Origin of the sequence: Rhizobium mayense (genome assembly GCF_030272705.1) — a bacterium.
GTDB lineage: Bacteria > Pseudomonadota > Alphaproteobacteria > Rhizobiales > Rhizobiaceae > Rhizobium > Rhizobium mayense.
The window spans coordinates 15,610-28,415 of the sequence record NZ_JARFYM010000005.1 but is presented as its reverse complement, the minus strand read 5'-3'; the positions used below and the strand labels follow the sequence as shown (position 1 = coordinate 28,415).

The following is a 12,806-nucleotide window of genomic DNA, read 5'->3' as shown; positions in this document are numbered from 1 at the left end:
ACATGGCTCGCCCGAATATCCTTATCCTCATGGTCGATCAGTTGAACGGGACGTTGTTTCCGAACGGCCCGGCCGATTTTCTCCACGCACCCGCGCTGAAGGCACTGGCGAAACGCTCCGTGCGCTTCGCCAACAGCTATACGGCAAGCCCGCTCTGCGCACCGGCGCGGGCCTCCTTCATGTCCGGGCAGTTGCCGAGCCGAACCCGCGTCTATGACAACGCCGCGGAATTTGCCTCCGATATTCCGACTTTTGCGCATCATCTGCGGGCGGCGGGGTACCAGACGGCGCTCTCCGGCAAGATGCATTTCGTCGGGCCGGACCAGATGCACGGCTTCGAGGAGCGGCTGACCACGGATATCTATCCCGCCGATTTTGGCTGGACGCCTGATTATACCAAGCCGGGCGAGCGCATCGACTGGTGGTATCATAATCTCGGCTCGGTGACCGGCGCAGGCATTGCCGAGATCACCAATCAGATGGAATATGACGACGAGGTTGCCTATCACGCGACTCGCAAACTGCTCGACCTATCGCGCGGACACGACGAGCGGCCCTGGTGCCTGACCGTCAGCTTCACCCATCCGCACGACCCTTACGTCGCCCGCCGCCGCTTCTGGGACCTCTACGAAGATTGCCCGGCGCTAGATCCCGAGGTTGCGGAAATCCCCTTCGACAAGCAGGACCAGCATTCGCAGCGACTGATGAAGGCGAGCGATCATACCGCCTTCGATATCACGCCCGAACAGGTGCGCCGGGCGCGGCGCGGATATTTCGCCAATATTTCCTATGTCGATGAAAAGATCGGCGAAATTCTCGATGCGCTGGAGCGCGGCCGGATGGCCGACAACACGATCGTGCTCTTCGTCTCCGACCATGGCGATATGCTCGGCGAACGTGGCCTGTGGTTCAAGATGAATTTCTTCGAAGGCTCGGCCCGTGTGCCGCTGATGATCGCCGCCCCCGGGTGGAGAGCCCAGCGCATCGATCAGCCAGTGTCGACGCTGGACGTGACGCCGACGCTTGCCGGCCTTGCCGGGCTCGATATCGCCTCACTGAAGCAATGGACCGATGGCGAGGACCTAGCTCCCCTCGCCCAAGGCACCGGGAGCCGCAGTCCAGTACCGATGGAATATGCCGCGGAAGGGTCCGAAGCGCCGCTCGTCGGCCTGCGCGACGGTCGCTACAAAGTGATGCTCTGCGAGAAGGATGGGCCCCTGCTCTTCGATCTCGATGCCGACCCTAAAGAGCTGACCAATCTTGCCGACGATCCTGCCTACGCCGAAATCCTGGCGCGGCTGACCGCGAAGGCGAGCGAGCGCTGGAATCTCGCCTCCTTCGACGCCGCCGTGCGCGAAAGCCAGGCGCGGCGATGGGTGGTCTATGCGGCGCTGCGCAACGGCGCCTATTATCCCTGGGATTACCAGCCGCTGCAGAAGGCGTCCGAGCGCTATATGCGCAACCACATGGACCTGAACGTGTTGGAGGAGAACCAGCGTTTTCCACGCGGAGAATGAGGTTTTTGTGGCGAGATTTTCCGACCGCGATATAGTCGCGCCGACATATCGGAGAAACGTCCATGAAAATCAGCGCACGCAACCGTCTCAAGGGCAAAGTTGTCGAGATCACCAAGGGTGCTACGACCGCGCATGTCCGCATCGATATCGGCAACGGCTCGATCGTCACTTCGTCAATCACCAATGAGGCGGTCGACGAACTGGGTCTGACGGTCGGCGCTGACGCCTATGCCGTCATCAAGGCATCTGATGTCATGGTTGCTGTCGACTGACACCCAAAGTGAGCATGATCTCGTCCGAAAACCACTTCGCAATTTTCGGGATCATGCTTCACGCCTTCTGACAATAATGCGCCGTCTCGCCGTCGCCGGTCTGGAAATCGCCGGGCTGCGGCGGCGCGATCGGTTTGAAAAGGCTGCGATCGGGCTTGAGGTCGAGCAGCGGCGTGCCGTCGAGGCAATCGAGCCCGCGTACGAGCAGGACGGCGCCTTCGACCGCCTCCAGCTTGACGATGGACGTGCCGATCGGGTTTGGGCGCACCGGCGAGCGCAACGAAAATGTGCCGTGCACCTTGCCGTTACTGGCCGGGCTTTGCAAAACGAGATCACGGCGCGAGCGGTCCAGCCAATAGAGGATCTCCAGCCGCTCAAAGGTCTCTACGCCCTTGAGCGCTGGCACCCAGGGTTCGAAAATCTCGATGCGGCAAAGCGGCCCGTCGTGCCGTCCCTGGCGCGGCGTCTCCATCCGCGAGGTCCATGGCGTCGAGATGCGGCCGACGAAGACAAGACCGGCATCAGCGGGAGCCGGCGGTTCGATCGCCACTTCATTTTCTCGAATCTCGTTTTCGCGGACCATGATTTTTCCCTTTCGAGCAAATGCGCCAGGCGATCATTCAGCGCTTTTCAGAAGCGCCGCCACCTGATCATCCGTCAAATCCACCTGATAGAACAGCTTATAAAATCCTCTGACATCGGCGGAGAGATCATTCTTGAAGAGCTGCGGATAGAGCAATGTCTCCAGCCAACGGATGCCGATCAGCCTGTTGACGCCAGGTGGTGAATCGAACCAGCCGAAGGGCAGCGACGGCGGCACGAACAGCTTGCCGTCCTTGACTGCCTTGACACCGGCCCATTGCGGATCGCTTTTGACGGCGGCGGCGAATTTGCCGTCCTCGGCGAGAATCATATCCGGATTCCAGTCCACGATCTGCTGTGGCGTCACCTGCGTCAGCCCGCCCTTGCCGGCGGCGGCCGCTACATTGACGGCGCCGGCTGCATTGAGGATTTCAAGATTGATCGAACCCGCCAGCCCTGTCTCCAAACCGTTTGCGCCGCGGCCATAATAGACCCGCGGCCGCTGAGCATCGGTCAAGGTCGCCAGTTTGTCGTTGAGGTCCTTGATCGCGGCGTCGGCATAATCGGCCAGCGTCTTGGCCCGACCCGTTACCCCGAGGATATCGCCGACTTCGCGCAGTGTATCGCCGGTGCGCGCAAAACTACCGTCGAATAGCACATAGGGTATGTGGGTCTCGCCCTGCACCTTGTCGGCCAGCGCGCTATAGGTGGGATCGACCGTGCCGACATCGAGAATGATATCTGGATTCGCAGCCGTCACCGCTTGCATACTGATGGTTCCGCCCTTGACGGTCAGCCGGCCTATGGTCGGCAGGTTGCGGACCGAAGGCGCAAGATAGGCTTTAGCCGCATCGCTCGGCGCGCTTACCCAGCCGGCAAGCTTATCCGGCGCCAATACATAAACGAGAGCAGCGGCGGGTGGGCCTGCGACGAGAATGCGGTTGATCGTATCTGGGATCTCGACCTTGCGCCCGGCCGCGTCCGTGATCAGCCGTGCCTCGACGGTCGCCGGCAGGACGCCCAGGAAAATGAACGCTAAGGCCGCCAAAAATTTCGCCATGACAAACCGCCAGCCGTAATGAAGGATGCCGGACTATGACATAGCGCTATATTCTATGGAATATCACGGATGCGCGATTTCCGGCTTTCGTCACTGAGTCCTGTGCCTGGCCGCAAACACGGAGACGCTGGCTCCGCCGTCCCTCTGGTCTTCCTGGAACGGCGCGCTACCGCTGCCATCGAACATCGAAACGGTGTTCCGGCCGTTCCGCTTCGCCTCGTAGAGTGCTGCGTCCGCACCTCTAAGCAGATCTTCCAGCGACCATTCCGACAGCTTGCCGTAGGCCAAGCCGAGGCTGGCTGTGACAACATGTCCACCGCCGAGCCCGCGGTGCTGGATACCGAGGGATTCTATCGCCGCTCTCGTCCTTTCCGCTATCGCATGGGCCTCGTCGCGATCGATATTGGCCATCAACACGAGGATTTCCTCGCCACCGAAGCGGAACGTTTCGCCCACGCCGACAACTTCGCGCAAAATGCATTGGGAGACGGCGCGGATGCAGTCGTCGCCTTCGATATGGCCGTGAACATCGTTGAAGAGCTTGAATCGATCGATATCGAGCATGATCACCGTGACCGCAGCGGTCGTACTTTTCTCGCGCCAGATGGAATCGCGGATCCGCGCCAACGAATGGCGATTGAGAAGACCGGTGAGCTCGTCGCGCTCTGATTTGCGTTCCAGCTGCGCATGCAGCAATCCGCCACGCAGTTGGTGCAGGAAATTCAGCCGGTCCGTGCGCTCCATGAAATAGGCGCTCATCGCCAGAAAGATGGCGAGGGTAACGTAGAAGGTGATGATCCCGGTGTAGACGACGTCGTCAAACGAGCCATTCAACTTCGTCGTGGTGAATTGCACGGCGCACATCAGCACAAGGCCGGCCACAATGGTCGGAAAACGCGGTCGTAGCGCAATTACGAAGAACAAAAACGCTGCGACATTGCCGTTCTGGTAGACGAACAGGTAAGGGCTAAGACTATAGACCGCGACCGACATCGGTAGGAGAACACCGAGCACCGCAACGGCAATGGCCAGCAGATCGTAATTTCGCGCAGTCGGCCAGCGCCTCAACGCCAGCACACTGAACAGGGCAAATGGCGTGAAGATTCCAAACCGCACGGCAACAAGTTCGGAGAACACATCCGACATCATGGTGGCGTCGCCGAAATACACCATATCGTAGATCAGCGTGCCGATCAGGGCCCAAATGGCGGCGAGCTTGACCCGGTTTGCGGCATAGTCGCGAAGGAAGGCCGCCTCTATGGCGGGCGTAAAGCGCAACCGGCGAAATCCATTGCCGATTTGACGATTGACGTCCTCCAGCGTCACGACGTCCATCATCGACTCTCCGGGTTATGCAACAGACTTACGTTATCTTTGACTAACAAAAAAGTCTGAATGCGCCCTAAAGAGCTATTTTCGCGGTCAGGTTCGTGCCGGAATATCACGCCGCCTTGACGGCGTGATATTCCTTGATGGCAACCATTTTGATAGCCGGGTAACGTTCGGCCTCGTAGCGCAGCGAAAAACCATCCTGGGCGAGGAAGACCGGATCGCCGTCGAGGTCGCGGGCGATATCGCCGCGGCGCGCGGTAACGAACTTGTCAAGGTCAATAACCTGATCGGCGGAGATCCAGCGGCAGACGGAGAAGCGCGACATTTCGAAGGAAACCGGCAGACCATATTCGGCCATCAGCCGCTCCTTCAGCACGTCGAGCTGAAGCGCGCCGACGACTCCGACGATGGCCGGTGAGCCGTCTTCCGGCGAGAACAGCTGCACGACGCCCTCCTCCGCCATCTGCTGCAGCGCCTCCTTCAGCTTCTTTGCTTTCATCGCGTCTTCGAGACGAACGCGGCGCAGGATTTCCGGCGAGAAGTTCGGCACGCCCTGGAAAACCAGAGATTCGCCTTCCGTCAGCGTATCGCCGATGCGCAGCGTTCCATGGTTCGGAATGCCGACGACGTCGCCGGCGTAGGCGGTATCGGCAAGCTGGCGCTGCGAGGCGAAAAAGAATTGCGGCGCGGTCAAGCCAAGCTGCTTGCCGGTGCGTGACAGCCGGGCTTTCATGCCGCGTTCCAGCTTGCCGGAGCAGATGCGCGCAAAGGCGATGCGGTCGCGGTGGTTCGGGTCCATGTTGGCCTGGATCTTGAAGACGAAGGCCGTCATCTTGTCGTCGGTCGCCTGCACCGTCCTGATATCGGCGACCTGATCGCGCGGCGGCGGCGCGAAATCGCCGAGCGCGTCGATGAGATCGCGGACACCGAAATTACGAAGGGCCGAGCCGAAGAATACCGGCGTCATATGGCCTTCCAGGAACGATTCCCGGTCGAAGGGACGGCAAGCCTCGATGGCGAGCTCCGTCTCGTCGACGAAGGCTTGCCGCTCGTTTTCCGGCAGACGGTCGGCGACGGCCTGCGGGCCGTTGACGCGCGTCGCCTCGACTTCGGTATCGGAGCCGCGCACCGTATTGTCGGCGAGGTGATAGGAGCCGCAGAAGGTCTTGGAGCGGCCGACCGGCCAGGTGACCGGAGCCGTATCCAGCGCCAGCTTCTCTTCCACCTCATCGAGAATCTCGAAGGGGTCGCGGCTTTCGCGATCCATCTTGTTGATGAAGGTGATGATCGGGATGTCGCGCATGCGGCAGACTTCGAACAGCTTCAGCGTCCGCGGCTCGATACCCTTGGCGGCGTCGATAACCATGACGGCGGCATCGACCGCCGTCAGCGTGCGATAGGTGTCGTCGGCGAAGTCTTCGTGACCGGGCGTATCGAGGATGTTGAAGACGTTGCCGTCATATTCGAAGGTCATGACCGAGGTCACGACCGAGATGCCGCGCTCGCGCTCGATCTTCATCCAGTCGGAACGCGTCTGCATGCGATCCTTCTTCGCCTTGACCTCGCCGGCAAGCTGAATGGCGCCGCCGAACAGCAGCAGCTTTTCGGTGAGCGTCGTCTTGCCCGCGTCCGGGTGGGCGATAATAGCGAATGTGCGGCGGCGGGATACCGCCTCGGCGAGACTTTCGGCCATGCTTGTGAAATCCTGTGAATTGCGGCTGTATCTAGCGACTCAAAGGCGCAATTGCAATTGACCTCGGCGATTCCAGCACAAACTAATGCCGCATGACCATTCACCCCGATACGCGCCCGACGCTGAACCTCATCCGCCTGGCGCACGGCCAAGGCCTCGATCTGCCCGCCTACGAGACCAAGGGTGCGGCCGGCATGGACCTGCGTGCAGCCGTCGAGGCGGGCGCGACGCTGACGATCGCGCCCGGCAAGCGAGCGCTGGTACCGACCGGTTTCATCATCGAGATCCCGGAGGGTTTCGAAGCCCAGATCCGCCCCCGCTCCGGCCTCGCCTTCAAGCACGGCATAACCTGCCTCAACACCCCTGGCACGATCGACAGCGACTACCGCGGCGAAGTGAAGGTGCTGCTGGTCAATCTTGGTGAAGAGCCGTTCGACATCACGCGCGGCATGCGTATCGCGCAGATGGTGATTGCGCCGGTAACGCAGGCGCGTGTCATGGAAATCGCTATCGTCAGCGAAACGACGCGCGGCGCCGGCGGCTTCGGCTCGACCGGGGTGTGATGACGGGCACGCCGGGTAGCGAAGGCCTGATCCTGCGCCAGGACTATTTTAACGATCCTCCGGCCTGGTCAGCGCTTGTGGACCTGCTTCAGGACACGTTTTCCATCGACATCAGCCTGCAGGATCAATTCGGCGGCCCCGACCCTAGCAGCATGCCGTTTGGCTATTTCGATGAGACAGGCCGGTGCGTCGCAAATTTCAGCGCCTTTTCCATGCCGCTGGTCATCAACGGCCGGTTTTTCAAAGCAGCGGGCTATCAGTCGGGCGCCGTGCGGCCTGATTGGCGTGGGCGAGGACTTTATCGCGACCTTATGCAGCGCGCCTTCGCACGGACCAAGGCCGAGGGTTTCGAGCTCGACATTCTGCTGACGGACAAACCCGCTCTTTACGAGCGCTATGGCTTCCGGACTTTCCCGCAACACGTCTTCGCTGGGCCGCCGCCGGAAACAGCTGAACCGCCCCCGCCCGCAAGGGGTCTGTCCCTACAGGATCGCGACGATCTTCGCCTGATGAAGACGCTGCTGCAAAATCGCGCTCCCGTATCCCGACGCTTCGCCGTTGTCGGGCAAATGGAGATGTTTCATCTCAATGCTTGCTTCGATCGCGACATCCGCCTGACTCTGGTTACCGATGCGACCATTGTTGCCTGGAAGTTCCATGGCCATACTCTTCGGCTTCTCGATGTGGCCGGTCCGGCCATTCCGCCTTTAGCTACCATCTCGTCCGCTCTCGACCTTCGCACCGAACGGATCGAGGTTTGCTTCCCGCCGGATCGGCTCGATTGGGACGGCACTCCGGCGCCTTACCAAGGCTACACGTCGCTGATGATGCGCGGCGACGCTGCCGACAATATCGATGGTCCGATCATGTTATCACCGATGGCGGAATTTTAACGAGAAAGGGGCGGCAGTCGCCTCTTGACCGGGGTCGCCTTGATCATCGATGTATTCGTTTCGGCGCGCTCGGCGATCTTATCCAGGATGCCGTCGAGTTCGCCCATCGAGCGGACCACAAGGCGGCCGATGAAACAGTCGTCTCCGGTGACCTTGTCGCATTCGATGAATTCCGGTGTCTCCTGGATGATGCGCTCGACCACGTGCAATTGGCCGGGCAGCGGCCGGACGCGGACGATAGCCTGCAGGGAATAACCGATCGCCTCCGGCGCGATATCCACGGTGAAGGCCGCGATGACACCACGCTCCTCAAGCCGGCGCAGCCGCTCGGCCGCGCTCGGCGAGGACAGGCCGGCCACTTCGGCCAATTCCTTCAGCGAAATCCGCGCATTGCGCGCCAAGGCCTCCAGCATGCGCTGGTCGATCGTGTCGAGTTCCATAGTTGCATTAGGTGCACTCATACTTTCGCCTCGTTTAATTAGGCAACACGACCATAATTCCTTACCCAGACTATATCATCTGCCCGCTCGCCGCAATATTATCAGGCTCTCGAAAAAGGGGGGCACTGGCAATGAACGAGATCAAGCGCGGCACAGCGGAAATGACAGCGGCAATGCTGATTTCGGGGACGATCGGCTGGTTCGTCCTGATGTCGGGACAGCCGGTCATCGGCGTCGTCTTCTGGCGTTGCGTGTTTGGTGCGCTTACGCTCCTTATCATCTGCGGGGCCATGGGCCTGTTGCGCCCGGGTATTCTCAACCTCAGGACCTTTGTGATCGCCGTCGCTGGCGGCGTTGCCATCGTCCTCAATTGGCTGCTGCTTTTCGCCGCCTATTCGCATGCCTCCATCTCGATCGCGACGACAGTCTACAATACGCAACCCTTCATGCTGCTTGGGCTCGGCGCGCTATTTCTCGGCGAAAAGATCACGCTCAGCAAGCTTTTCTGGCTGGGCTTCGCCTTTGCCGGCATGGCCGTCATCGTCGAGGGCAAGCCGGCGGAGGCTGGCAGCGGCGGCAGCTATGCTGTGGGCATCCTGCTCTCGCTCGGCGCCGCCTTCTTTTATGCCATTGCCGCCCTCGCCGCCAAATGGCTGAAGGGCACGCCGCCGCATTTGATTGCGTTGATCCAGGTCTCGACCGGCATTCTGATGCTTGCGCCCCTTACCGATTTCTCGACCTCGCCGCGGGATGCGGGCGGATGGTCTATTCTGGCGACGATGGGTATTGTCCACACCGGCTTGATGTATGTGCTGCTCTATGGCGCGATCCAGAAGCTGCCGACCCATCTGATCGGGACGCTGTCGTTCATTTATCCGATCGCCGCCATCGTCGTCGATCGCTTCGCCTTCGGCCATGTGCTCGGCATCGCGCAGATCATCGGCGCGGTGATCATTTTGGCCGCGGCGGCAGGCATGAACCTCGGCTGGACGATCACTTTGCCGCGCCATAAAAGCGGTAATCTTTCAAAGGAAGCCGCCGAATGATCACCTGCTATCTTCGTTATACGATCGATCCCTACAAACTCGCGGAATTCGAACATTACGCAAAGCTCTGGATTCCGCTCGTCAACCGGCTCGGCGGCACGCATCACGGCTATTTCCTGCCGCATGAAGGCGCCAACAACATTGCGCTGGCGCTCTTCAGCTTCCCGAGCCTCGCCGCTTACGAGGGCTATCGGCAGGCGATGGCCGAGGATGCCGAATGCCGCGCCGCCTTTGCCTATGCGGAGGAGACGCGTTGCATTGTCAGCTATGAGCGCAGCTTCATGCGGCCTGTTTTCTAATTTAGCGCTGCGCCTCAAAGGCCATGCGCATCGCAAGCCCCGCCAGTACCGTACCCATCAGCCAACGCTGCACCAGCATGAAGGACGGGCGGCTTGAGAAGAACAGCGCGACGGAGCCAGCCGTCAATGCAAAGATCGCGTTGAAGGTCAGGCTGACGGCGATGTGAGTAAAGCCGAAGATGACGGACTGGGCAAAGACGCCGCCGGCCGTGGGATCGATGAACTGCGGCAGCAACGAGAGATATAGCACCGCGACCTTCGGATTCAGCAGGCTGGTCACCAGGCCCATGACGAAGAGCTTGCGCGGCCTGTCCTTCGGGAGATCGCGAACCTGGAAGGCCGAACGGCCGCCTGGCCTTAAAGCATTCCAGGCAAGCCAGGCGAGATAGACTGCACCGGCAAGTCGCAGTGCATCATAGGCAAAGGGCACGGCGAACAGGAAGGCCGTGATGCCGAGCGCGGCCGAAAACATGTAGAAGACGAAGCCCAGCACCACGCCGCCGAGCGAAATCAGCCCGGCCGCCGGCCCCTGCGAGATCGATCGCGACACCAGATAAATCATGTTCGGCCCGGGCGTCAGCACCATGCCGAGACAGATCAGGGCAAAGGTGATCACACTGGTGAAGTGCGGCATGGAGTCTCCGGCGGGGAATGAAGTCAGAAGGAGATTTGGAGTGTCGAGGCAAGCTTGATGTCATGCGGGCCGGCATCGAAGCCGTCGAGCAGCATATTGTGATGAGCGATGATCGCGTCGAATGTCAGCTTGCCCATATCGGCGGTGGTATGACCATCCGAGAGCAAGGTCACATCGAAGCCGAGCGAAACGGCGCGCCGCGCGGTGGTGTCGACGCAGAATTGCGTCATGCAGCCGCCGATAATGAGATGCGTGATATCGCGTGCACGCAGGCGCGCCTCGAGATCGGTCTCGAAGAAGGAATCGCAGCTGGTCTTGTGGACCACGACATCGCCGGCCTCCGGCGCGATCTCGCGACGCAACTGCCAGCCCTCGCCGCGTTTCGCCAGACGATGCGTCCCCTGGCCGTCATGCTGGACGATAAAGGAAGGAATTCCGGCGGCGCGAGCCTTTCGCTTCAATTCCGCAAGTCTGGCCACGACCGCCTCGAGGGCGGCGGCGATCGCCGGCTGGCGCTCTGGCGTGCCGAGACCGGTCAAAATGGCATTCTGAAGGTCGATCAGGAGCAATGCGGACGACATGGGAGCCTTATGCAACACAGTTTCGACGGCCTGTTAAGCCTTTGGTAGTATGTTCGCGTCGTTTGCGCAATCGCTTGAAAACGCAAGAGTGGTGCGATAGAGCATCCGCCTATACTTGGAGGAACGCACCATGACGCTTGCAGCCCTGCTCGCCTATAGCGGCGCGCTCTTCATCGCGGCGGCAATTCCCGGTCCGGGCATCACCGCAATCGTTGCCCGCGCGCTTGGTTCCGGCTTCCGTGTCACCTTTTTCATGGGCCTTGGCCTCGTGCTCGGTGACATGACCTACCTGACCGCGGTCATTCTCGGCCTCGCCTTCGTGGCACAGACCTTCACCGAGGTCTTCATCGTCATCAAGATCGCCGGTGCGCTCTATCTCGTCTATATCGCCTGGAAACTCTGGACCGCCGGGCTGCTCTCCACGAATGTCGCGGCGAAAAAATCGGCCAGCGTCGGTATGTCCTTCCTGTCCGGGCTGCTGGTAACGCTCGGCAACCCGAAAACCATGCTGTTCTATGTGGCGCTGGTTCCGACGCTGATCGATATCCGCGGTATTGGGCTTCGCGAATATGCCATGTTGCTCGCGACGACGTTCGTGGTGCTCCTGGTGGTGCTGGTCCCCTATATGCTGCTTGCTTCCCGCGCCCGGACCTTCCTCAAGCGACCGAAAGCGCTACAGATTCTGAACCGGGTCGCCGCCAGCATTCTCGCGGGAACAGCCGCCTTCATCGCCACCCGCGCCTGAAAAAACCTTTCCCGGGGAAGTCTCGCAGAAGATTCTTTTCCCGCGGTATGGGATCGGCAGAGTGATCGCATTCTGGTTTCCGCTGACGTTTGATCCTATTGTGCCTCTACAATTCCAATGAAGGAGAGCTACCCATGTCCGACACCCGCAAACCAGGTCGCGGCCGCGTCTATGCCTCGATCACCGACACCATCGGTGATACGCCGATCGTGCGTCTCGACAAGCTGGCCAAGGAAAAGGGCGTCAAGGCCAATCTGTTGGCGAAGCTCGAGTTCTTCAACCCGATCGCCTCCGTCAAGGACCGTATCGGCGTCGCGATGATCGAGAGCCTGGAAGCCCAGGGCAAAATCACTCCCGGCAAGAGCGTCCTGATCGAGCCGACGTCCGGCAATACTGGCATCGCGCTCGCCTTCGCCGCCGCCGCCAAGGGTTACAGGCTGATCCTGACCATGCCGGAAACCATGTCGATCGAGCGCCGCAAAATGCTGCTCCTGCTCGGCGCTGAGCTGGTGCTGACCGAGGGTCCGAAGGGCATGAAGGGCGCGATCGCCAAGGCCGAGGAACTGGCCTCGTCGCTGCCCGACGCCATCATCCCGCAGCAGTTCGAAAACCCGGCCAACCCGGAAATCCATCGCAAGACGACAGCCGAGGAAATCTGGAACGATACGGACGGGACGGTCGATATCCTAGTGTCCGGCATCGGTACCGGCGGTACGATCACCGGTGTCGGCCAGGTGCTGAAAGCGCGCAATTCGAATATCAAGGTTGTTGCCGTCGAGCCGGCCGACTCGGCGATCCTGTCCGGCGGCAATCCCGGCCCGCATAAGATCCAGGGCATCGGTGCCGGTTTCGCCCCGAAAATTCTCGACACGCACATCTATGACGAGGTCGTCACCATCACCAATGACGAAGCTTTCCAGCATGCACGTCTCGTGGCCAGGCTCGAAGGCGTGCCGGTCGGCATCTCCTCCGGTGCGGCCATCGCGGCTGCCATCAAGATCGGCCAGCGTCCGGAAAACGAAGGCAAGAATATCGTCATCATCATCCCCTCCTTCGCCGAGCGCTATCTCTCGACGGCGCTGTTCGAAGGGCTTGGCGGCTAATACGGCCTGCTTCGAACGCCAGGGATTCAAAGGGCGCGACAGCGCC

15 protein-coding genes are annotated in these 12,806 nt (G+C 60.6%); 8 read left to right on the top strand and 7 right to left on the bottom strand.

Annotated elements, in window-relative coordinates; all coding sequences use genetic code 11:
* Positions 1–2: 2 nt before the first annotated feature.
* Positions 3–1,517 carry a choline-sulfatase gene (gene betC, locus PY649_RS08935; protein ID WP_285867929.1) on the top strand — a complete coding sequence of 505 codons (1,515 nt, stop codon included), beginning with the start codon at positions 3–5 and terminating at the stop codon, positions 1,515–1,517.
* Positions 1,518–1,579: 62 nt separating this feature from the next.
* Entirely contained in the window at positions 1,580–1,789 is a 210-nt protein-coding gene (locus tag PY649_RS08930; protein ID WP_285867928.1) for a TOBE domain-containing protein, read from the top strand.
* Between the two features lie 58 nt (positions 1,790–1,847).
* On the opposite strand, the gene tsaA is transcribed toward PY649_RS08930, so the two are convergent.
* The 4 genes from tsaA to PY649_RS08910 form a co-directional block, all read right to left on the bottom strand.
* Complete coding sequence (gene tsaA / locus PY649_RS08925; protein WP_285867927.1) at positions 1,848–2,372, bottom strand: tRNA (N6-threonylcarbamoyladenosine(37)-N6)-methyltransferase TrmO; 525 nt, start codon at positions 2,370–2,372, stop codon at positions 1,848–1,850.
* A gap of 33 nt (positions 2,373–2,405) precedes the next feature.
* Entirely contained in the window at positions 2,406–3,431 is a 1,026-nt protein-coding gene (locus tag PY649_RS08920) for an ABC transporter substrate-binding protein (RefSeq protein ID WP_285867926.1), read from the bottom strand.
* A 90-nt stretch (positions 3,432–3,521) separates the two neighbouring features.
* Positions 3,522–4,769 (bottom strand): GGDEF domain-containing protein, encoded by a 1,248-nt coding sequence (locus PY649_RS08915; RefSeq protein ID WP_285867925.1) that lies wholly within the window; start codon positions 4,767–4,769, stop codon positions 3,522–3,524.
* A gap of 103 nt (positions 4,770–4,872) precedes the next feature.
* Positions 4,873–6,456 (bottom strand): peptide chain release factor 3, encoded by a 1,584-nt coding sequence (locus tag PY649_RS08910; RefSeq protein WP_285867924.1) that lies wholly within the window; start codon positions 6,454–6,456, stop codon positions 4,873–4,875.
* Between the two features lie 92 nt (positions 6,457–6,548).
* Here PY649_RS08910 and dut point away from each other — a divergent pair, with 92 nt between their 5' ends.
* Entirely contained in the window at positions 6,549–7,019 is a 471-nt protein-coding gene (gene dut / locus PY649_RS08905) for a dUTP diphosphatase (protein ID WP_285867922.1), read from the top strand.
* Positions 7,019–7,912 (top strand): GNAT family N-acetyltransferase, encoded by an 894-nt coding sequence (locus tag PY649_RS08900; protein ID WP_285867921.1) that lies wholly within the window; start codon positions 7,019–7,021, stop codon positions 7,910–7,912. Before dut ends, PY649_RS08900 begins: the two co-directional genes overlap by 1 nt.
* On the opposite strand, the gene PY649_RS08895 is transcribed toward PY649_RS08900, so the two are convergent.
* Entirely contained in the window at positions 7,909–8,373 is a 465-nt protein-coding gene (locus tag PY649_RS08895) for an Lrp/AsnC family transcriptional regulator (protein WP_285867920.1), read from the bottom strand. The two genes, PY649_RS08900 and PY649_RS08895, sit on opposite strands and share 4 nt — an antisense overlap.
* Positions 8,374–8,483: 110 nt before the next feature.
* Between PY649_RS08895 and PY649_RS08890 the strand changes: the two genes are divergently transcribed.
* Positions 8,484–9,398, top strand: coding sequence for a DMT family transporter (locus PY649_RS08890; protein WP_285867919.1), 915 nt, complete (start codon positions 8,484–8,486; stop codon positions 9,396–9,398).
* Positions 9,395–9,697 carry an NIPSNAP family protein gene (locus PY649_RS08885; protein WP_104821762.1) on the top strand — a complete coding sequence of 101 codons (303 nt, stop codon included), beginning with the start codon at positions 9,395–9,397 and terminating at the stop codon, positions 9,695–9,697. The genes PY649_RS08890 and PY649_RS08885 overlap by 4 nt, the downstream gene beginning before the upstream one ends.
* A gap of 1 nt (position 9,698) precedes the next feature.
* Here the strand turns inward: PY649_RS08885 and PY649_RS08880 are convergent, their stop codons facing one another.
* Complete coding sequence (locus PY649_RS08880; RefSeq protein ID WP_285867918.1) at positions 9,699–10,331, bottom strand: LysE family translocator; 633 nt, start codon at positions 10,329–10,331, stop codon at positions 9,699–9,701.
* A 23-nt stretch (positions 10,332–10,354) separates the two neighbouring features.
* Entirely contained in the window at positions 10,355–10,912 is a 558-nt protein-coding gene (locus PY649_RS08875) for a cysteine hydrolase family protein (protein ID WP_285867917.1), read from the bottom strand.
* A 130-nt stretch (positions 10,913–11,042) separates the two neighbouring features.
* Here PY649_RS08875 and PY649_RS08870 point away from each other — a divergent pair, with 130 nt between their 5' ends.
* The gene (locus PY649_RS08870; protein WP_285867915.1) at positions 11,043–11,657 is read left to right on the top strand and encodes a LysE family translocator; all 615 of its coding nucleotides are present in this window, start codon (positions 11,043–11,045) and stop codon (positions 11,655–11,657) included.
* 134 nt (positions 11,658–11,791) lie between these two features.
* A complete protein-coding gene (cysK, locus tag PY649_RS08865; RefSeq protein ID WP_285867914.1) occupies positions 11,792–12,760 on the top strand; it encodes a cysteine synthase A in 969 nt (322 codons plus the stop codon).
* The last annotated feature ends 46 nt before the right edge of the window (positions 12,761–12,806 follow it).

Bases quoted from the DNA above. Each gene is read 5' to 3' on its own strand.
- PY649_RS08920 (WP_285867926.1), bottom strand. From the start codon at position 3,431: ATGGCGAAATTTTTGGCGGCCTTAGCGTTCATTTTCCTGGGCGTCCTG.
- PY649_RS08875 (WP_285867917.1), bottom strand. From the start codon at position 10,912: ATGTCGTCCGCATTGCTCCTGATCGACCTTCAGAATGCCATTTTGACC.
- dut (WP_285867922.1), top strand. From the start codon at position 6,549: ATGACCATTCACCCCGATACGCGCCCGACGCTGAACCTCATCCGCCTG.
- PY649_RS08900 (WP_285867921.1), top strand. From the start codon at position 7,019: ATGACGGGCACGCCGGGTAGCGAAGGCCTGATCCTGCGCCAGGACTAT.
- PY649_RS08895 (WP_285867920.1), bottom strand. From the start codon at position 8,373: ATGAGTGCACCTAATGCAACTATGGAACTCGACACGATCGACCAGCGC.
- cysK (WP_285867914.1), top strand. From the start codon at position 11,792: ATGTCCGACACCCGCAAACCAGGTCGCGGCCGCGTCTATGCCTCGATC.
- betC (WP_285867929.1), top strand. From the start codon at position 3: ATGGCTCGCCCGAATATCCTTATCCTCATGGTCGATCAGTTGAACGGG.
- PY649_RS08930 (WP_285867928.1), top strand. From the start codon at position 1,580: ATGAAAATCAGCGCACGCAACCGTCTCAAGGGCAAAGTTGTCGAGATC.
- PY649_RS08915 (WP_285867925.1), bottom strand. From the start codon at position 4,769: ATGATGGACGTCGTGACGCTGGAGGACGTCAATCGTCAAATCGGCAAT.
- PY649_RS08870 (WP_285867915.1), top strand. From the start codon at position 11,043: ATGACGCTTGCAGCCCTGCTCGCCTATAGCGGCGCGCTCTTCATCGCG.
- tsaA (WP_285867927.1), bottom strand. From the start codon at position 2,372: ATGGTCCGCGAAAACGAGATTCGAGAAAATGAAGTGGCGATCGAACCG.
- PY649_RS08910 (WP_285867924.1), bottom strand. From the start codon at position 6,456: ATGGCCGAAAGTCTCGCCGAGGCGGTATCCCGCCGCCGCACATTCGCT.
- PY649_RS08885 (WP_104821762.1), top strand. From the start codon at position 9,395: ATGATCACCTGCTATCTTCGTTATACGATCGATCCCTACAAACTCGCG.
- PY649_RS08880 (WP_285867918.1), bottom strand. From the start codon at position 10,331: ATGCCGCACTTCACCAGTGTGATCACCTTTGCCCTGATCTGTCTCGGC.
- PY649_RS08890 (WP_285867919.1), top strand. From the start codon at position 8,484: ATGAACGAGATCAAGCGCGGCACAGCGGAAATGACAGCGGCAATGCTG.